This window comes from Sphingomonas sp. PAMC 26605, from assembly GCF_000241485.1.
Classification (GTDB): Bacteria; Pseudomonadota; Alphaproteobacteria; order Sphingomonadales; family Sphingomonadaceae; genus Sphingomonas.
Genome location: NZ_JH584241.1, coordinates 3,545,443 through 3,562,507, shown reverse-complemented (window position 1 = coordinate 3,562,507; position 17,065 = coordinate 3,545,443). Strand labels below are relative to the sequence as shown.

Sequence of the window (17,065 nt, the reverse complement as noted above, 5' to 3'; positions counted from 1 at the left end):
CAAGCGGTTAGCGCGGGGTGCGTGGTGCGAGACGGATGCCCTCCTTCGTCACCCCGGCCTCGTGCCGGGGCCTACCGTCCCGCGAGCGCTGCACGCGTAGAACGCGTGTCCCGGTGGACCCCGGCACGGGGCCGGGTGACGGACGGGGGCGGTCGCGTCATCCTCTCGCTCCGCGTCTTCGCGTCTTCGCGTAGGAGAGACGTCTGGTTCACGCGAAGGCGCGAAGGCGCGATGCGCAACCCCTCTGCGTCCTCCGCGCCTCTGCGCGCAAAAAGAAATTGGTTCGCGCAGAGGCGCGGAGGACGCGGAGGGGCGCAGAGGAAGACGCGACGCGATCCTCTCCTTCGTCACCCCGGGCTCTTCCCGGGGCCCGCCGTGCCGCTTGTGTTCGAGCGGCAGAACGCGCGTCGCGGTGGACCCCGGCACAGGGCCGGGGTGACGGGGTAGGGCGTCGGGAACGATCTATCCGGCCGGCAGCCCCGTGACGAAGCGGTCGACGTCGGCGGCGCTCTGGTCGGGGCGTTCCTCCATCACGGCGTGGCCGGTCGCGGGATAGAGGATCAGCCGGCTGCCGGGGATATGCGACTGGAGCCAGTGCGCCGACGCGACCGGAATCATCTGGTCGTCGCTGCCCCACAGGATGAGGACGGGCATCGTCAGGCGCGCGAGCTCGGCCGGAGTCGCCACGTCGGCGGGCAAGGCGAAGCGATCGAGCATCGCGCGGCGGTTGCCGGGATAGCGCAACAGCTCCCAGCTGCGATCGATCATCGCCGCGCTGACCTTTGCGGGATCGTGGAACGCACCGCGCAAGCCGTCGGCGATCATCGAGCGCGGCGTGATCTGGAGCGCGAGGTCGCGCAGCCCGGGCGTCTGCACGATTCGCATCACCAGCGAGGCGCCGTCATCGGCGGGCCCGGGCTGCCCGACCGAGTCGATTAGCACCAAGGCGCGAACGCGTTGCGGGTGGAGCAGCGCATAATGCCAGGCGACCCCGCCACCCATCGAATTGCCCGCCACGACCATCCGCGCGACGCCGAGCCGCGCGCGGAGTCGTTCGATCACCTTCGCCATGGCGATCGGACCATAGCCCCGGGTCGGGCTCGCACCGGTCAGCCCGTGGCCGGGCAAATCCATCCGGATAACGCGATATCGCGCGTCGAGGCGCTGCGCCCAGGGCTCCCACGCGAAGAGCGAGTCGTTCATGCCGTGAAGCAGCAGCAGCACCGGCGCGTCGCGCGGGCCGGTATCGCGCAGATGGAGGGTCAGCCCGTCGCCGAGATCGACGAACTGCGACGGCGCCGCGCCGTATTTGGCGCGCATCGCGTGTGGATCGGTGTCGGGGCTGCGGACGTAAAGGAAGGCGACGAACAGCGACGCGAAGATCGCCGCCGCGATTGCACCGAAGATCCGTGTGCGCAAGCCGTCGTCCCCCTGTTAGTCCTCACCGCCCATAAGCTGCAGCAACGACTGCATCATTACGGGTTCGCAAGGAAAAACAAGGGGATTGGGATCAGCCGTCCTGGCGCGCGAGCCATTCCTCGAGCCACTTGATCGTATAGTCGCCCTTCTGGAAGTCGGGGTCCTCGATCAGCGCCTGGTGGAGCGGGATCGTCGTCGTCGGGCCGTCGATGACGAACTCCTCGAGCGCACGCCGCAGGCGGCGGATCGCGCCGGCGCGGGTGGTGCCATAGACGATCAGCTTGGCGATCATCGAATCGTAGTAAGGCGGCACGCGGTAGCCGGCATAGAGCCCGCTATCGACGCGGACGTTCATCCCGCCCGGCGCGTGATACGCCTTCACCAGCCCCGGCGACGGCGCGAAGGTGCGCGGGTCCTCGGCGTTGATGCGGCATTCGATCGCATGGCCGCGGAACTGGACGTCTTCCTGGCGGAGCGTCAGTCCGTGGCCTTCCGCGATGCGGATCTGTTCGCGCACCAGATCGAGCCCGGTGATCGCCTCGGTGACGGGATGTTCGACCTGGAGGCGCGTGTTCATTTCGATGAAATAGAACTCGCCGTTTTCCCACAGGAATTCGATCGTCCCGGCGCCGCGATAGCCCATGTCGGCCATGGCCTTGGCGCAGATCCCGCCCATCCGCGCGCGGTCTTCTTCGCCGAGCACGGGGGAGGGGGCCTCTTCGAGCACCTTCTGGTGACGGCGCTGGAGCGAGCAGTCGCGCTCGCCCAAGTGGATCGCATTGCCTTCGCCGTCGCCGAACACCTGGAATTCGATGTGGCGCGGGTTGCCGAGATATTTCTCGAGATAGACCGTCGCATCGCCGAACGCGGCCTTCGCCTCGCTGCCGGCCTGCTGCATCAGCGTCTCGAGCTGGTCCTCTGAGGTGCAGACCTTCATCCCGCGGCCACCGCCGCCCGACGCGGCCTTGATGATCACCGGATAGCCGGCCTGCGCCGCGATTTCCTTGGCTTCCGCAAGATCGCTGATCGGGCCGGCAGACCCTGGGACGAGCGGCAGGCCGAGCGCGCCGGCGGTGCGCTTGGCCTCGATCTTGTCGCCCATCGTGCGGATATGCTCGGGCTTTGGCCCGACGAAGATGATGCCGTGCGCTTCGATGATCTCGGCGAACTTGGCGTTCTCCGAGAGGAAGCCGTAGCCCGGGTGGATCGCGTCGGCGCCCGAGATTTCGGCCGCCGAGATGATGTTGGGGATGTTGAGATAGCTCTCGGTCGCCGACGGCGGGCCGATGCAGATCGCCTGGTCGGCGAGTCGCACGTGCATCGCATCGGCGTCGGCGGTCGAATGCACCGCGACGGTCTGGATACCCATTTCGTGGCAGGCGCGGTGGATTCGCAGCGCGATCTCGCCGCGATTGGCGATCAGGAGCTTCTTGATCTCGGGCATGATTACTCGACGACCACGAGCGGCTGGTCGAACTCGACCGGCTGGCCGCTGGTGACGAGCACCGCGGTGACGCGGCCCGCGCTCGGCGCGAGGATCGGGTTCATCACCTTCATCGCCTCGACGATCAGCAGCGTGTCGCCCGCGGCGACGCTGTCGCCGACGCTGACGAACGGCTTCGCCTCGGGGTTGGGCGACAGGTAGGCGGTGCCGACCATCGGCGACTTGACCGCGTTGATCGCAGCCGCCGGCGACGCGACGATCTCGGGCGCGCTCGTGGCCGCAGGTGCGCTAGCGACAGGCGCGGGGGCGTATTGCACCGCGCCGGCGACGGCTGCGGCCTTGCGCGCGATGCGGATCTTGCGACCACCATCCTCGACTTCGATCTCGGTCAGCTGCGTGTCGTCGAGCAGCTGGGCGAGTTGACGCACCAGATCGACGTCGATCCGCATTGCGTCCTTGTGTGAATCTTCGGCCATGAGACCCGTATCTCCCTTGTTGGGGCGCGTCCTGTCAGAGACGCGCGGCGGCTTCAAGCGCCAGCATGTAGGAAAGCGCGCCGAAACCGCAGATCGTCCCGTGCGCCACGGGGGAGATACGGCTCACGTGACGAAAGGTTTCGCGCGCGTGCGGGTTCGACAGATGCACCTCGATCACCGGGGTGCGGATCGCCTTGATCGCATCGTAGAGCGCGATCGAGGTGTGCGTATAGGCGCCGGCGTTGAGCAGCACCGCCTTGGCGGGAAGCGCCTGCGCCTCGTGCAGCCAGTCGATCAGATGCCCTTCGTGATTCGACTGGCGCAGGTCGATCGACAGGCCGAGCTCGCGCGAGCGGTCCTCGAGCTGGCCGGCGATGTCGTCGAGCGTGTCGTGGCCGTAGATCTCGGGCTCGCGCGTGCCGAGCAGGTTGAGGTTGGGGCCGTTGAGGACGAAGATGGTTTCGGGCATCGCGGAGGGGACTTCCGGCTGTGGGCGGTTGAATGCGGGCAGGGCGGGGCCTAGGTGCAAAGCTCCATAGCCCGTTCGCCCAGCGCTTGTCGAAGGGCTGTTCTCCTCTGCCGGGCAGGACGGGGACAGGGTCAGACCCCGCCCGAACGGAAGTTGGACAATCGTGCAATCGCATAGCGACGGAACCATCACCATCCAGCTCAATGGCGAGCATCGCCGCGTGCGCGCCGGGCTGAGCCTCGCCGACCTCGCCGCCGATCTCGGGCTGATGCCCGAGAAGGTCGCGGTCGAGCGCAATCTCGCGGTCGTGCCGCGCTCGACGCTCGCCGATGTGCTGGTCGAGGACGGCGACGAGCTCGAGATCGTCCATTTCGTCGGCGGCGGGGATCATGCCGCCGCGCTCGATGCCGACACCTGGAGCGTCGCTGGCCGGACCTTCCGCTCGCGCCTCATCGTCGGCACCGGCAAGTACAAGGACTTCGCGCAGAACGCCGCCGCGCTCGAGGCGTCGGGGGCCGAGATCGTCACCGTCGCGGTGCGGCGCGTCAACGTTTCGGACCGCAATGCGCCGATGCTGACCGACTTCATCGACCCCAAGAAGGTCACCTATCTGCCCAACACCGCGGGCTGCTTCGACGCCGAATCGGCGATCCGCACGCTGCGCCTGGCGCGCGAGGCGGGCGGCTGGGATCTGGTCAAGCTCGAAGTGCTGGGCGAAGCGCGCACGCTTTATCCCGACATGGTCGAGACGCTGCGCGCGACCGAGATCCTCGCCAAGGAAGGCTTCCTGCCGATGGTCTATTGCGTCGACGATCCGATCGCGGCGAAGCGGCTCGAGGATGTCGGCGCGGTCGCGATCATGCCCTTGGGCGCGCCGATCGGGTCGGGGCTCGGGATCCAGAACCGCGTCACGATCCGGCTGATCGTCGAGGGCGCCAAGGTGCCGGTGCTGGTCGATGCAGGCGTCGGCACCGCATCCGAGGCCGCGCAGGCGATGGAGCTCGGCTGCGACGGCGTGCTGATGAACACGGCGATCGCCGAAGCAAAGGACCCGGTGATGATGGCGGCGGCGATGAAAGCCGGGGTCGAGGCGGGGCGGCTGGCGTACCGCGCGGGGCGGATGGGGCGGCGGATGTATGCCGATCCGTCGAGCCCGCTCGCGGGGCTGATATAACCGGTTCGGCCACGAAATGACACATACGTCATGGAACCAGCTTTGTGCCGATCCGTTGAGATGGCAGGTGCAAACGATGTCGGCCCCCCGACATCCCTCAGTGGAAGGAAAGTATCATGGGCGAGTTCGTCGACAAGATCAAAGGCAACGTCAATGAAGCCATTGGCAAGGCCAAGCAGCACAGTGACAATCCTGACACGCAGGCCGAAGGCGCCGCGCAGGAACTGAAGGGCAAGGCCCAGCAGACTGCTGGCAAGGTCAAGGGCGCGCTCGGCGACGACATCTGATCTTCGGATCATTTGCGTAAAGCGTGAGGAAAGGCCGCTCCGGTTACGGGGCGGCCTTTTTCGTGCGCGCCTTCATTGCGGTCAGCGTCGTTGCGGCGGTGATCGTCTCGATGTCGGTCTTGAGGTGGAGCAGGCGCACGCCGGTCTCCGCCATCGCGCGCGCGAGCGCCGGGGCGAACTGGCCGGTCGTCTCGACGGTTTCCGCCCAGCAGCCATAAGCGCGGCCGAGCGCGGCGAAATCGGGATTGCGCAGCGCCGTGCCGCTGACGCGATCGGGGAATTCGCGCTCCTGATGCATCCGGATCGTGCCGTAGGTGCTGTTGTCGATCACCAGCACGAGCATGTTCGCACCGTGCGCGACCGCGGTGGCGAGTTCCTGCCCGTTCATCAGGAAGCAGCCGTCGCCGGCGAGTGCGACGACGGTGCGCTCCGGGTGGCGCAGCGCGGCGGCGGTGGCGGCGGGGACGCCGTAGCCCATCGCGCCCGCGGTCGGGGCGAGCTGCGTGCCGGGGCCGGCATAGCGCCAGTAGCGATGCCACCAGCCGCTGTAATTGCCCGCGCCGTTGCAGATGATGCTGTCGGAGGGAAGCTGCGCCCGCATCTCCGCCACGCACGGACCGAGATCCAGCGCGACGCCGTCGCGCGCGACCGGGGTCGACCAGTCGAGGTAATCGACATGCGACTCAGTGGCATGCGGATGCAGCGGCCCGGGCACCGCGCGCAGCGCCTCGGCGAATTCGGCCATCGTCGCGCAGATCGCAAGATCGGTGCGATAGGTCATGCCGAGCTCGGCTGTGTCGGGATGGACGTGGACGAGGCGCTGGCCGGGATGCTCTGGGGTGACGAGCGTATAGCCATCGGTCGTCGCCTCGCCAAGGCGCGGGCCGATGACGAGCAGCAGATCGGCCTCGCGCACACGGGCGGCGAGCTTGGGGTTGGGGCCGTAGCCGAGATTGCCGGCATAAGCGGGCGACGCATTGGCGATCGCATCCTGGCGGCGGAAGGCGGCGGCGACGGGGACGCCGGCCTCGGCCGCCCAGTCGGCAAGGGTGGCACCTGCGGTGCTGTCCCAGCCGGCGCCGCCGACGATCGCGAGCGGGCGTTCGGCGGTTGCGATCATGTCCTGCAGGTGGGCGATCGCGTCGGGGTCGCACGGTTGGACGATTTTCTCCACGCGCGGTCGGTCGGCAGCCACGACTTCGTCGAGCAGCATGTCCTCCGGCAGCGCAAGCACGACCGGCCCCGGCCGCCCCGACATCGCGACGTTCCACGCCCGCGCGACATATTCGGGGATGCGGCGGGCGTCGTCGATCTTCGCCGCCCATTTGGCGATCGGCGCGAACATCGCGGGAAAATCGATTTCCTGGAACGCCTCGCGGTCCTTGGTGCCGCGATCGACGTCGCCGATGAACAGCACCATCGGCTGCGAATCCTGCATCGCGACATGGACGCCGATCGACGCGTTGGTCGCGCCGGGTCCGCGCGTGACGAAGGCGACGCCGGGGCGTCCGGTCAGGGCGCCGTCGGCGCACGCCATGAAGCCGACGCCGCCTTCCTGCCGGCACACCACCAGATCGATCTGCGGCGTGTCGTGGAGCGCGTCGAGCACCGCGAGGAAGCTCTCGCCGGGGACGGTGAAGATCCGGTCGCAGCCCTGCGCGACGAGTTGATCGACGAGGATGCGCCCGCCGGTGCGGGGGGTGGGGGAGGTGGTCATCGCCATTTTGTAGCGGGGGTGTGATGGCTTGGGTAGGTCTGAGAGCCGCGCGTGGTGCGGGTTAGACCGCGTTCGCCGGCCTTCACCGGGGAAGGCTCAGCGAGGCTGATAGCGGCAGGCACTTCCCCACCCCAACCCCTCCCCTGAAGGGGAGGGGCTTTTAGGAGATTAGAACCGCATCGGTACAGGTGACACCGCGATTGTCGGGGCCCCGCGGATATCCGGTACGTCCGTGCATTCCCTGCAGATATGTCGGAATTTTTTACAGCTCCGGTATCACGGCTGGGTTCGTTAACCATCTAAACCGCCGGGAACCGGGCTTTTCTAAAACTGGCACGCAGGGTGCAACGCTCTGGGTACGCCGAGCGGTAATCGCTTCAGCAGGGCGGGCCAGCGCTTCAGAGCGCGGCCCGCCCGACCCGGCATCCTCATTTCTCGGTCGAAACGCCCTGTTCCTCGAGCAGCGCAGCGAGTTCGCCGCTCTCGTACATCTCCATCATGATGTCCGAACCGCCGACGAATTCGCCCTTCACATAGAGCTGCGGGATCGTCGGCCAGTCGGAGAATTGCTTGATCCCCTGGCGGACGCCCTGGTCCTGCAGCACGTCGACGCTGCCGAACTCGGCGCCGAGATGGTTGAGGATCGCGACGGCGCGGCTCGAAAAGCCGCACTGCGGGAAGAGCGGGCTGCCCTTCATGAAAAGGACGACGTCGTCCTTGCGAACGAGCTCGGCGATGCGGATCTGGTCGGGGTCGGTGCTCATGATACTCACTCCTGGACGGGGACTGCGGTGGTCAGCTGGAGCGCGTGGAGCACGCCCCCCATCTTGTCACCGAGCGCGGCATAGACGGCGCGCTGTTGCTTGAGGCGGGGAAGCCCGCGGAAACTCTCGGATACGACGCGCGCCGCCCAATGGTTGTTATCGCCCGCGAGATCGGTCATCTCGACCTGCGCATCTGGGATGCCGGCGACGATCAGCGAGACGATCTCTTCGGCGGGCATCGGCATTATTCGGTCCCCATCAACTGGCGGCGCGCCTCGACGGTCTTTTCCTCGATCGCGTGGCGGATCGCCGGTTCGTCGATCTCGACGCCCGCGGCGGTGAGGTCGCTGACGAGCTTGCGGATCACGTCCTCGTCGCCGGCTTCCTCGAAATCGGCCTGGACCACGGCGGTGGCATAGGCGTCCGATTCCTCCTGCGTCAGCTTCATCTGCGTCGCCGCCCATTGGCCGAGCAGACGGTTGCGGCGCGCCACGATCCGGAAGGCAACTTCCTCGTCGCGGGCATATTTGGTCTCGAAAGCGCGCTCGCGATCGTCGAAAGTGGTCATGGTCGGTCCCCTTGGGCCTGTCGAATAGCGCCTTCGAGATAAGCGTGCTGCAGGGCTTGCGCAACGCCCGCCGCGCGGCTTGGCACCGAAAGCAGCTTTGTCGCATCTGAAACGCTTGCTTGGCCGTAGCCGGGACAGCACGGATCGGTCTAAACGCAATCGATCGCTTCACCGTCCAATGCCGGGATTTCGACCATCAATGGCCACATTGCCCGACCGATCCTCTGCGCAAGACCTGGCGCCTTCGCTGCCCGAGGCGCACCGTACGCTCAAGGTCTGGGCGACGGGCGACGCGCGGCGGGCCGGGTGGCGGCAATGGCTGGGCTTTGCCGGGCCGGGGTTCCTGGTGTCGGTCGGCTATATGGACCCGGGCAATTGGGGGACCGATCTCGCGGGCGGGAGCCAGTTCGGCTATAGCTTGCTGTGGGTCATCCTCGCGTCGAACCTGATGGCGATCTTCCTGCAGATCCTCTGCGCGCGGCTCGGCATCGTCACCGGGCGGGACCTCGCGCAATCGTGCCGCGAATATTATCCGCGGCCCGTGGCGGTGGCGTTGTGGCTGCTGTGCGAGATCGCGATCATCGCCTGCGACCTGGCCGAGGTGGTCGGCTCGGCGGTGGCGCTCAATCTGCTGCTCGGGCTGCCGCTGGTGTGGGGCGTGATCGTCACCGGGCTCGACGTGCTGTTGTTGTTGCTGCTGATCAACCTCGGCTTCCGCAAGATCGAGGCGGTGGTGATGGCGCTGATCGCGACGATCGCCTTGTGCTTCGTCTATACGATCGTGCTCGCCAGGCCCGACTGGAGCGCGGTGGCGCTGGGGGCGGTGACGCCGGCGATTCCCAATACCGCGGCGTTGCTGGTCGCGCTCGGCATCCTCGGCGCGACCGTCATGCCGCATAACCTCTATCTGCACAGCTCGATCGTCCAGACGCGCGCGTTCGGGCGCACCCCGCGCGACGTCAAGGCGGCCTTGTGGTTCAACACGGTCGATACCGCGCTGGCGCTTGGGGCGGCGTTTTTCGTCAATGCCGCGATCCTGGTGCTGGCGGCGGCGGTGTTCTGGCGCAGCGGGATCGTGGTCGACGATCTGCGGCAGGCGTTCGAGTTGCTCCGGCCGGCTTTGGGCGGCGTGGCGGCGACGGCGTTTGCGCTGGCGCTGCTCGCTTCGGGGCAGTCGAGCACGATTACCGGCACGCTTGCCGGGCAGATCGTGATGGAGGGGTTCCTGCGAATCCGCATCGCGCCGTGGATCCGCCGGCTGGTGACGCGCGGTATCGCGATCGTGCCGGCGCTGGTGGTGATCTCGGCGACGGGCGGCAAGGATACCGTCGCGCTGCTGGTGGTGTCGCAGGTCGTGCTGTCGATGCAGCTGCCGTTCGCGATCTTCCCGCTGATGATGGTGACGAGCAGCCGCGCGCGGATGGGGGACTATGCCAATCCTGTGTGGGTGAAGGTGGTCGGGTACGCGATCTGCAGCGTGATCGCGGCGCTCAACGTCTATCTGCTGTGGGAGACGATCGGGCCGGTTTGGGTTGGGGTGATGGCAGCGGTGGTGGTGGTGTTTGCGCTCTATGTCTGGGTCTCCGAGCGCCGGTCGGCGGAGCGCGTAGCCAGCTCGTAAGCCGCTTTCGCGTCTTCGCGGCTTCGCGTGGAAAGGAAGGGTGGTTCACGCGAAGGCGCGAAGACACGAAGGGCAACCTCTCTGCGTCCTCCGCGCCTCTGCGCGCAAAAAAAAGATTGGTTCGCGCAGAGGCGCGAAGGACGCGGAGAAAGAAGAGATTCGATCCGACCCAGGGCGGCCCCCCGGCCGAGGCCGGGGGTGACGGGAAGGGGCGTCAGTCGGCGATCTTGACCACCAGCTTCCCGATCGCGGCGCGGGCTGCCATCTTGGCGATCGCCTTGCCGCCATCCTCGAACGCGAAGGTCTCGGTGACGCGCGGGGCGATCTTGCCGTCTTCCCACAGCTGGAACAGACGCTCAATATGCGCGGCATTGGCCTTGGGATCGCGCGCGGCGAAGGCGCCCCAGAAGACGCCGCAGACGTCGCAGCTTTTCAGCAGCGTCAGGTTGAGCGGGAGTTTGGGGATGCCGGCGGGGAAGCCGACGACGAGGTAGCGGCCTTCCCAGCCGATCGAGCGCAAAGCGGGTTCGGCATAATCGCCGCCAACCGGATCGTAGATCACGTTATAGCCGGCCTTGCCGCCGAGTGCCTTGAACTGTTCGGCGAGCGCCTTCGACTGGTCCTTGTCGAACGGCGCGCGGGCGTAGATCAGCGTCTCGTCGGCGCCAGCCTCGCGGGCTGCCTGCGCCTTCTCCTCGGACGACACCGCCGCGACGACGCGCGCACCGAACGCCTTGCCGAGTTCGATCGCCGCAAGACCGACGCCGCCCGCCGCGCCGAGCACGAGCAGGCTCTGGCCTTCGGCGAGATGCCCGCGGTCGAGCAGAGCGTGAATGGTGGTGGCGTAGGTGAGCAGCAGCGCCGCGCCCTCGGCGAAATCGCGCTCGGGCGGGAGCGGGTAGAGCGAGCCGGCCGGTACCGCGACCTTCTCGACCAGCCCGCCATGCCCGGTCATGCCGATCACGCGGTCGCCGACATTCCAGCCGGTGACGCCTTCGCCCACGCTCTCGATCACGCCGGCGATCTCGCCGCCCGGCGCGAACGGGCGTTGCGGCTTGAACTGGTATTTGTCCTCGATGATCAGCACGTCGGGATAGTTGATCGCGCACGCCTTGACCGCGACCACGACCTGGCCCGCAGTCGCCACCGGATCGGGCAGCTCGTCGAGGACTAGAGTTTCAGGTCCGCCCGCCGCTTTCGACAGAAGTGCTCGCATGTGCCCGGTCTCCGCTCATCCACGGCCGGTGTTCTTTTACCCCGGCTTCGTATTTCGAAATCTGGGTATCTCTTGCCAGTGTCAGGCCGATCTCGTCCAGCCCTTCCATCAGGCACTGGCGACGAAACGCGTCGAGTTCGAAGCCGAAGCGATCCTGGTACGGGGTGGTGACCGTCATCGTCTCGAGATCGACGGTGATCGGCTGGTCCTGCGCGACCTCGAGCAGGCGGTCGATCGCCTCCTGCGGCAGCACGACCGCGACGATCCCGTTCTTGAAGGCGTTGCCCGAGAAGATGTCGGAGAAGCTCGGCGCGAGCACCGCGGTGATGCCCATGTCGGCGAGCGCCCAGGCGGCATGCTCGCGGCTCGAACCGCAGCCGAAATTGTCGCCGGCGATCAGGATCGGCGCGCCGGCGTAGCGCGGATCGTCGAAAATGTTGCCGGGGACCGCGCGCACCGTTTCGAACGCACCCTTGCCGAGCCCCTCGCGGGTGATCGTCTTGAGCCAGTGCGCGGGAATGATGACGTCGGTATCGACGTTCTTCTGGCCCCAGGGATAGGCTTTGCCCGAAACCTGCGTCACTGGCTGCATGCGTTAGCGCCCGGTCGGGGTCGGCGGGGTGGCGGCGCTGGTCTGGGCGGTGGCGACATAGGCGGCCATCCCGCTCAACAAGGTGCCCATTACGAGCAGAACAAGAACGCGTTTCATCACATGCCCCTCAGGAATTCGTAACCAGATTACGAACATCGCTCAATCGTCCGGTGACCGCGGCCGCAGCCGCCATCGCCGGTGAAACCAGATGTGTCCGCGCACCCGGTCCCTGGCGCCCTACGAAATTTCGATTCGAAGTGGAAGCGCAGCGTTGCCCCGGCGGGACTTTATCGGGGTTCATCGCCAGGCACATCGAGCAGCCCGGCTCGCGCCAGTCGAAGCCGGCGGCGATGAAGATGCGGTCGAGCCCTTCGGATTCGGCCTGCGCCTTGACCAGCCCCGAGCCAGGCACGACGAGCGCGGTGACGCCATCGGCGACGTGGCGGCCGTCGGCGACCTTGGCAGCGGCGCGGAGGTCCTCGATGCGGCTGTTGGTGCAGCTGCCGATGAAGACGTAATCGACCCCGACGTCCTGCATCGCGGTGCCCGCGGTCAGGCCCATATAGGCCAGCGATTTGCGTGCGGCATCGCGCTTGGCGGGATCGGCGAAGCTGTCGGGATCGGGGACGACGCCGGTGATCGGCACGACGTCTTCCGGGGACGTGCCCCAGGTGAGCAGCGGGGCGATTTCGGCGGCGTCGATCGTGACGAGGGCGTCGTACACCGCGCCGGGGTCGCTCGGCAGCGTGCGCCAATAGGCGAGCGCTTCGTCCCAATCGGCGCCCTTGGGGGCCATCGGACGGCCCTCGAGATAGGCGAAGGTCGTCTCGTCGGGCGCGACGAGCCCGGCGCGCGCGCCCGCCTCGATCGACATGTTGGCGATCGTCAGGCGGCCCTCGATCGACATCTCGCGGATCGTCGAGCCGGTATATTCGAGCACATAGCCCGTGCCGCCGGCGGCGCCGAGCTTGCCGATGATCGCGAGCGCGACGTCCTTCGCCGACACGCCGAAGCCGAGCTTGCCGTCGACGCGGACTTCCATCGTCTTCGACTGGCCGAGCAGCAGCGTCTGCGTCGCGAGGACATGCTCGACCTCGCTCGTGCCGATGCCGAACGCCAGCGCGCCGAGCGCGCCATGCGCCGAAGTGTGGCTGTCGCCGCAGACGAGCGTGGTGCCGGGCAGCGTGAAGCCCTGCTCCGGGCCGACGACATGGACGATGCCCTGCGCAGGCGCGAGCGCGTCGATATAGTCGATCCCGAAATCCTGGGTGTTGCGCGTCAGCGCGTCGAGCTGCGCGGCGCTTTCGGGATCGGCGATCGGCAGCGGACGGCCTGCCCCATCGCGGCGCGCGGTGGTCGGGAGATTGTGATCGGGCACCGCGAGCGTGAGGTCGGGGCGGCGGACGGCACGGCCGTTGGCGCGGAGGCCGGAGAAGGCTTGCGGGCTGGTCACTTCGTGGACGAGGTGACGGTCGATATAGATCAGGCAGGTGCCGTCGTCGCGCTGCTCGACGACGTGGTCGGCCCAGATTTTTTCGTACAGGGTGCGGGGTTTGGTGGCCATGATGCGCGGCCCGTAGCCGAAAGATGCGCGGGCGGGAAGCTTGACGTGGCACTTATTGCGCGAGGATCGGCGGAATGGAGTGTGAAGTGTGTTCGAACGGCAGCGGCAGGTGGTCGCGGAGCGCGCGCAGGATCGCGGGTGTCGCTGATCGAGACCGATCTGGGTGCGGGGTATGGCGGCAAGTCGGGACGATTCTAAAGCCCGGGCGAGGCACGCGAGCAGCATGCCGTGGTGCTGTGGCAATCGGGCGTCGAGGCCCAGCCGCGATAATATCGAGCACAGCCCTCGTCACCCCCGCGAAAGCGGGGGGCCCGCTGCCTCGCCCGGTTCGAGCAGCAGAAGCGGGATCCCCGCTTTCGCGGGGATGACGGGGGTGATTTAAACTGAAGGCACGATGGCGGCATTCGTCGGCCTTCATGTTCTCGCCATCGAGAATGCGAAGCGTGTCGTCATCCTCGTCGATCCACGCCGCGGCGTCCCCGCGCGCTGCGCGGGTCGCGGTTCGGCGGGCGGCCGGCGACGCTGCCGATCGTGTTAGTGCGGGCGCCGGGGGCGACGTCGAGCCTCGTGACGCCGTGCCCGGCGTGGCGCAGCAACGGGGCGAGGAAACGACCCAGCCAACCCGACGATCGGGTCGGCAGGACGCGTATCGTTACGGCCTCCCGAGATGCGCGTTAAGGAAGGCGACGCTGTCGGCGAGCACCGGCGCCTTGCCGCGGAACGGCACCGACAGCGCCATCGCGACATTCTCGTGCGTGATGCCCGGATAGTTGCGGAACTCGACCGCCCCGCCTTTCGCCTTCAGCGCTGCCGTCAGATGGATCGCGTTGCGCGGGCGGACCTCGGTGTCCTTTGTAGACGTGACGAGCAGCATCGGCGCGGCGTCGCCGCGCGCGAAGTGGATCGGCTGCGTCATCAGCGGGTCCTTCGCGCCCTGCATCGCGTCGATCGAGCGCTTCTTGTCGAATGGGTAAAAATCGTACGGGCCCGACAGGCCGATCGCAGCCCTGATGATCCCGGGATCGACGGCCTCCGCCTTCAGCCAGCGCGGGTCGAGTGTCAGCATCGCGACGGTGTACGCGCCTGCCGAATGGCCTGCGACGCCGATCCGCGCGGGGTCGCCGCCGTATTCGGCGATATGGTCGCGCGTCCATTTCACCGCCTGCGCGCCGTCCTGAAGCATCGCGGGGAAGCGGATCTGCGGGACCTTGCGGTAATCGGGCACTACGACGACGAAGCCGTTTCGCGCAAAGGCGCGCGCGGCGAAGGCATAGCCCTGGCGCGTGCCCGCGACCCAGCCGCCGCCATACCAGAAAATCAGCACCGGGCGTTTCGTCACCGGTCCGGCGGGACGCCAAACGTCGAGCGTCTGGCCCTCGCTGCCGAAGGGGATCGCGCTGCCGGGGCGTTCGGTGCCCGAGCCGCCGCCCATCGCCGCGTCGAGCAAGCTGAGCTGGCCCGGCGGCGACACGAACGCGTAGATCGATCCGACGGCGATCGCGACCAGCAGCGCGATGCCCGTCAGCGCCCAGCGGATCATAGGCGATAGTCGGCGGTGAGCGTTCCGGCCGCGGCGAGTTCGGCCTCGTGCGCCGCCTCGCGCCAGCTTTCGGCGAGCGCGGCGCTTTCCCATTCGCGCATCGCCGGATGCTCGAGGATGCGCGCGACCCACGCCGCGCCGTGGGCGCCGACATCGAGGCCATAGGTGCGCACGCGAAACGCGACCGGCGCGAAGAAGGCATCGACCGCGCCGAACGTCGGGCCGCCGAGCCACGGGCCGCCGAAGCGATCGATCCCCTCGGACCACAGCTCGGCGAGCCGCGCGACCTCGCGGGCGAGCGTCGGGGTCGGGGCGGGCGGGCGCACCCGGACGCCGACGTTCATCGTATAGGCGTTCCGCACCGCGCCGAAGCCGCCGTGCATTTCGGCGGTGGCGCATTGCGCCCAGGCCCGCGCCGCTGCGTCCTCGGGCCAGACGCCGGGGTGGCGCTCGGCGATGTACAGCACGATCCCGAGCGAATCCCACACGGTGCGGTCGCCGTCGATCAGCACGGGCACCTGCCCGGTCGGCGAGAAGGCGCGGAAGGCGTCGTAATTGACGGCCTGCGTGAAGGGCTCGAGCCGGTCCTCGAACGGAATATCGAGCGCGCGCAGCAGCAGCCAGGGCCGCAGCGACCAGCTCGAATAATTCCGGTTCGCGGTGATCAGCGTATAGCCCATCGCCTTACGCCAGATAGTGCGCGGTGGTCTTGGCGGCGATCTCGTCGGCGTTGACGCCCGGCGCCATCTCGATCAGCTTGAACGGCGAGGCGTGGTCTGGGCGCTGGAACACCGCGAGATCGGTGATGACCATGTCGACGACGTTCTTGCCGGTCAGCGGCAGCGTGCAGGCGGGAATGAACTTGGGGTCGCCGTTTTTGCTGGTGTGTTCCATCACGACGATGATCTTCTTGACGCCCGCGACCAAATCCATCGCGCCGCCCATGCCTTTGATCATCTTGCCCGGGATCATCCAGTTGGCGATGTCGCCATTCTCGGCGACTTCCATCGCGCCGAGCACGGTCAGGTCGATATGCCCGCCGCGGATCATCGCGAAGCTCTGGTCCGAGCCGAAATAGGCCGATTGCGGGAGCTCGCTGATCGTCTGCTTGCCGGCGTTGATGAGGTCGGCATCTTCCTCGCCCGCGAGCGGGAAGGGGCCGATGCCGAGCATGCCGTTCTCCGACTGGAGCGTGACGGTGACGCCTTCGGGGATATGGTTGGCGACGAGCGTCGGGATGCCGATGCCGAGGTTGACGTAAAAGCCGTCCTGCAATTCGCGCGCGGCGCGGGCTGCCATTTGGTCACGAGTCCAGGCCATTATTTCTCTCCAGATACAGGGGGCGTCCAGCGCTTGTCGGCGGGGAAGACCTGGTCGATGCCCCCTTTGAGCGCGGTGCCGTAAACGGGGTTGGGCAGGACGAACCAGCCCGCGCCGAACTTGGCGGCGATCGGCGCGCTCATTACCGCGGTGCGGCGGGCGGCGGGGGCGAGCCCAGCGTTGAACAGGTCGCTGAAATCACCGAGCTGGTCGCCGCCCATTGCGATTACGCAATATTTGTCAGCGATCCACCAACGGCGGACATCCTTGAGACCACCGGTGTTGTCGTCGCCCTTTAACCACAAGGTTTGCTTGTGGACCGCCGGGCCCAGCCCCGCGTCGGTTAGCGTCTTGGCAGTGCTGTCGGCGGTTTCGACGCTCCGGTTCGTGTTGAAGATGACAGTAATGCCCAACTGGCGCAGTGCGTTAAGCGCCTTTGTCGCGCCTGGCGTAGCATCTACCTTGCCACCGCCGGTGCGTTCCCACTCTTGCCAACGCTTCTCGTCGTATCTGCGCCCGGGGTGTGTTGCGTCATCATACTCAAACCCGAGATTGAGCAACACTGTCTCATCGACGTCGAACACGGCGGCAAACGGCTTTGCGCCGCAGGACACGAAACGCGGTGAAGCCAACGTCGCGCCTTCGTCGAGGATTACGCTGGCGCTTGGACGCGCGCGCACCTGGGTCTCTGCATAGCTGACCAACCCTTGCCACATCTGCACCGACTCCGCGGCGGCTTCGCCCGAACCGTAGAGATATTGCATGCCGGGAGGGATGGTGGGGACGGCGACCGGCGGTGGCGCGACCGCGACCGGCGGTGTCGCGGTGCAGGCGGAGAGCGCCAGTGCGGCAAGGATCAAGCCCCTCCCCTTCAGGGGAGGGGTTGGGGGTGGG

The 17,065-nt window shown here is 67.3% G+C and carries 18 protein-coding genes and 1 pseudogene; 3 read left to right on the top strand and 16 right to left on the bottom strand.

Annotated elements, in window-relative coordinates; translation table 11 throughout:
- Positions 1-462 precede the first annotated feature (462 nt).
- The 4 genes from RH90_RS16580 to aroQ all read right to left on the bottom strand — a co-directional run bounded on the left by RH90_RS16580 (position 463) and on the right by aroQ (position 3,808).
- A complete protein-coding gene (locus tag RH90_RS16580) occupies positions 463-1,419 on the bottom strand; it encodes an alpha/beta fold hydrolase (RefSeq protein WP_010187207.1) in 957 nt (318 codons plus the stop codon).
- A gap of 91 nt (positions 1,420-1,510) precedes the next feature.
- Entirely contained in the window at positions 1,511-2,863 is a 1,353-nt protein-coding gene (gene accC, locus RH90_RS16575) for an acetyl-CoA carboxylase biotin carboxylase subunit (RefSeq protein ID WP_010187205.1), read from the bottom strand.
- 2 nt (positions 2,864-2,865) lie between these two features.
- Positions 2,866-3,339, bottom strand: a complete 474-nt coding sequence (accB, locus tag RH90_RS16570; RefSeq protein WP_010187203.1) for an acetyl-CoA carboxylase biotin carboxyl carrier protein — start codon at positions 3,337-3,339, stop codon at positions 2,866-2,868.
- Between the two features lie 34 nt (positions 3,340-3,373).
- Positions 3,374-3,808 (bottom strand): type II 3-dehydroquinate dehydratase, encoded by a 435-nt coding sequence (aroQ, locus tag RH90_RS16565; RefSeq protein WP_010187201.1) that lies wholly within the window; start codon positions 3,806-3,808, stop codon positions 3,374-3,376.
- Positions 3,809-3,971: 163 nt separating this feature from the next.
- On the opposite strand from aroQ, the gene thiS reads away from it, so the two are divergent.
- Together thiS and RH90_RS16555 are read left to right on the top strand one after the other, a co-directional pair.
- Positions 3,972-4,982 (top strand): sulfur carrier protein ThiS, encoded by a 1,011-nt coding sequence (thiS, locus tag RH90_RS16560; protein ID WP_010187198.1) that lies wholly within the window; start codon positions 3,972-3,974, stop codon positions 4,980-4,982.
- 116 nt (positions 4,983-5,098) lie between these two features.
- Complete coding sequence (locus RH90_RS16555) at positions 5,099-5,269, top strand: CsbD family protein (RefSeq protein ID WP_010187197.1); 171 nt, start codon at positions 5,099-5,101, stop codon at positions 5,267-5,269.
- 43 nt (positions 5,270-5,312) lie between these two features.
- Here the strand turns inward: RH90_RS16555 and RH90_RS16550 are convergent, their stop codons facing one another.
- The 4 genes from RH90_RS16550 to RH90_RS16535 all read right to left on the bottom strand — a co-directional run bounded on the left by RH90_RS16550 (position 5,313) and on the right by RH90_RS16535 (position 8,318).
- Entirely contained in the window at positions 5,313-6,986 is a 1,674-nt protein-coding gene (locus RH90_RS16550; RefSeq protein WP_010187196.1) for a thiamine pyrophosphate-binding protein, read from the bottom strand.
- 428 nt (positions 6,987-7,414) lie between these two features.
- A complete protein-coding gene (gene grxD / locus RH90_RS16545; protein WP_010187195.1) occupies positions 7,415-7,750 on the bottom strand; it encodes a Grx4 family monothiol glutaredoxin in 336 nt (111 codons plus the stop codon).
- Between the two features lie 5 nt (positions 7,751-7,755).
- On the bottom strand, positions 7,756-7,995 hold the full coding sequence (locus tag RH90_RS16540) for a BolA/IbaG family iron-sulfur metabolism protein (RefSeq protein WP_010187192.1): 240 nt from the start codon (positions 7,993-7,995) through the stop codon (positions 7,756-7,758).
- Positions 7,995-8,318, bottom strand: coding sequence for a DUF1476 domain-containing protein (locus RH90_RS16535; RefSeq protein ID WP_010187190.1), 324 nt, complete (start codon positions 8,316-8,318; stop codon positions 7,995-7,997). The genes RH90_RS16540 and RH90_RS16535 overlap by 1 nt, the downstream gene beginning before the upstream one ends.
- A gap of 199 nt (positions 8,319-8,517) precedes the next feature.
- On the opposite strand from RH90_RS16535, the gene RH90_RS16530 reads away from it, so the two are divergent.
- Positions 8,518-9,939: an Nramp family divalent metal transporter gene (locus RH90_RS16530; RefSeq protein WP_010187188.1), complete on the top strand. Its 1,422-nt coding sequence runs from the start codon at positions 8,518-8,520 to the stop codon at positions 9,937-9,939.
- 214 nt (positions 9,940-10,153) lie between these two features.
- Here the strand turns inward: RH90_RS16530 and RH90_RS16525 are convergent, their stop codons facing one another.
- The 8 genes and pseudogenes from RH90_RS16525 to RH90_RS16495 all read right to left on the bottom strand — a co-directional run bounded on the left by RH90_RS16525 (position 10,154) and on the right by RH90_RS16495 (position 17,031).
- Positions 10,154-11,155, bottom strand: coding sequence for an NADPH:quinone oxidoreductase family protein (locus tag RH90_RS16525; RefSeq protein WP_029625383.1), 1,002 nt, complete (start codon positions 11,153-11,155; stop codon positions 10,154-10,156).
- On the bottom strand, positions 11,118-11,747 hold the full coding sequence (leuD, locus tag RH90_RS16520; protein ID WP_010187184.1) for a 3-isopropylmalate dehydratase small subunit: 630 nt from the start codon (positions 11,745-11,747) through the stop codon (positions 11,118-11,120). The genes RH90_RS16525 and leuD overlap by 38 nt, the downstream gene beginning before the upstream one ends.
- Positions 11,748-11,874: 127 nt before the next feature.
- Positions 11,875-13,311 (bottom strand): 3-isopropylmalate dehydratase large subunit, encoded by a 1,437-nt coding sequence (gene leuC / locus RH90_RS16515; RefSeq protein WP_010187182.1) that lies wholly within the window; start codon positions 13,309-13,311, stop codon positions 11,875-11,877.
- A gap of 509 nt (positions 13,312-13,820) precedes the next feature.
- Positions 13,821-13,961 (bottom strand): annotated as a pseudogene (locus RH90_RS24335) (NAD-dependent epimerase/dehydratase family protein); the annotation flags it as partial.
- A gap of 2 nt (positions 13,962-13,963) precedes the next feature.
- Positions 13,964-14,851 (bottom strand): alpha/beta hydrolase, encoded by an 888-nt coding sequence (locus RH90_RS16510; protein ID WP_010187180.1) that lies wholly within the window; start codon positions 14,849-14,851, stop codon positions 13,964-13,966.
- A complete protein-coding gene (locus RH90_RS16505; RefSeq protein ID WP_010187178.1) occupies positions 14,848-15,531 on the bottom strand; it encodes a glutathione S-transferase family protein in 684 nt (227 codons plus the stop codon). The genes RH90_RS16510 and RH90_RS16505 overlap by 4 nt, the downstream gene beginning before the upstream one ends.
- Before the next feature lie 4 nt (positions 15,532-15,535).
- Positions 15,536-16,171, bottom strand: a complete 636-nt coding sequence (locus tag RH90_RS16500; RefSeq protein ID WP_010187176.1) for a 3-oxoacid CoA-transferase subunit B — start codon at positions 16,169-16,171, stop codon at positions 15,536-15,538.
- Positions 16,171-17,031 (bottom strand): HAD family acid phosphatase, encoded by an 861-nt coding sequence (locus tag RH90_RS16495; protein ID WP_010187174.1) that lies wholly within the window; start codon positions 17,029-17,031, stop codon positions 16,171-16,173. The genes RH90_RS16500 and RH90_RS16495 overlap by 1 nt, the downstream gene beginning before the upstream one ends.
- Between the last annotated feature and the right edge of the window lie 34 nt (positions 17,032-17,065).

Bases quoted from the DNA above. Each gene is read 5' to 3' on its own strand.
- accC (WP_010187205.1), bottom strand. From the start codon at position 2,863: ATGCCCGAGATCAAGAAGCTCCTGATCGCCAATCGCGGCGAGATCGCG.
- accB (WP_010187203.1), bottom strand. From the start codon at position 3,339: ATGGCCGAAGATTCACACAAGGACGCAATGCGGATCGACGTCGATCTG.
- aroQ (WP_010187201.1), bottom strand. From the start codon at position 3,808: ATGCCCGAAACCATCTTCGTCCTCAACGGCCCCAACCTCAACCTGCTC.
- RH90_RS16555 (WP_010187197.1), top strand. From the start codon at position 5,099: ATGGGCGAGTTCGTCGACAAGATCAAAGGCAACGTCAATGAAGCCATT.
- RH90_RS16550 (WP_010187196.1), bottom strand. From the start codon at position 6,986: ATGACCACCTCCCCCACCCCCCGCACCGGCGGGCGCATCCTCGTCGAT.
- grxD (WP_010187195.1), bottom strand. From the start codon at position 7,750: ATGAGCACCGACCCCGACCAGATCCGCATCGCCGAGCTCGTTCGCAAG.
- RH90_RS16540 (WP_010187192.1), bottom strand. From the start codon at position 7,995: ATGCCGATGCCCGCCGAAGAGATCGTCTCGCTGATCGTCGCCGGCATC.
- RH90_RS16535 (WP_010187190.1), bottom strand. From the start codon at position 8,318: ATGACCACTTTCGACGATCGCGAGCGCGCTTTCGAGACCAAATATGCC.
- RH90_RS16530 (WP_010187188.1), top strand. From the start codon at position 8,518: ATGGCCACATTGCCCGACCGATCCTCTGCGCAAGACCTGGCGCCTTCG.
- RH90_RS16525 (WP_029625383.1), bottom strand. From the start codon at position 11,155: ATGCGAGCACTTCTGTCGAAAGCGGCGGGCGGACCTGAAACTCTAGTC.
- leuD (WP_010187184.1), bottom strand. From the start codon at position 11,747: ATGCAGCCAGTGACGCAGGTTTCGGGCAAAGCCTATCCCTGGGGCCAG.
- leuC (WP_010187182.1), bottom strand. From the start codon at position 13,311: ATGGCCACCAAACCCCGCACCCTGTACGAAAAAATCTGGGCCGACCAC.
- RH90_RS16510 (WP_010187180.1), bottom strand. From the start codon at position 14,851: ATGATCCGCTGGGCGCTGACGGGCATCGCGCTGCTGGTCGCGATCGCC.
- RH90_RS16505 (WP_010187178.1), bottom strand. From the start codon at position 15,531: ATGGGCTATACGCTGATCACCGCGAACCGGAATTATTCGAGCTGGTCG.
- RH90_RS16500 (WP_010187176.1), bottom strand. From the start codon at position 16,171: ATGGCCTGGACTCGTGACCAAATGGCAGCCCGCGCCGCGCGCGAATTG.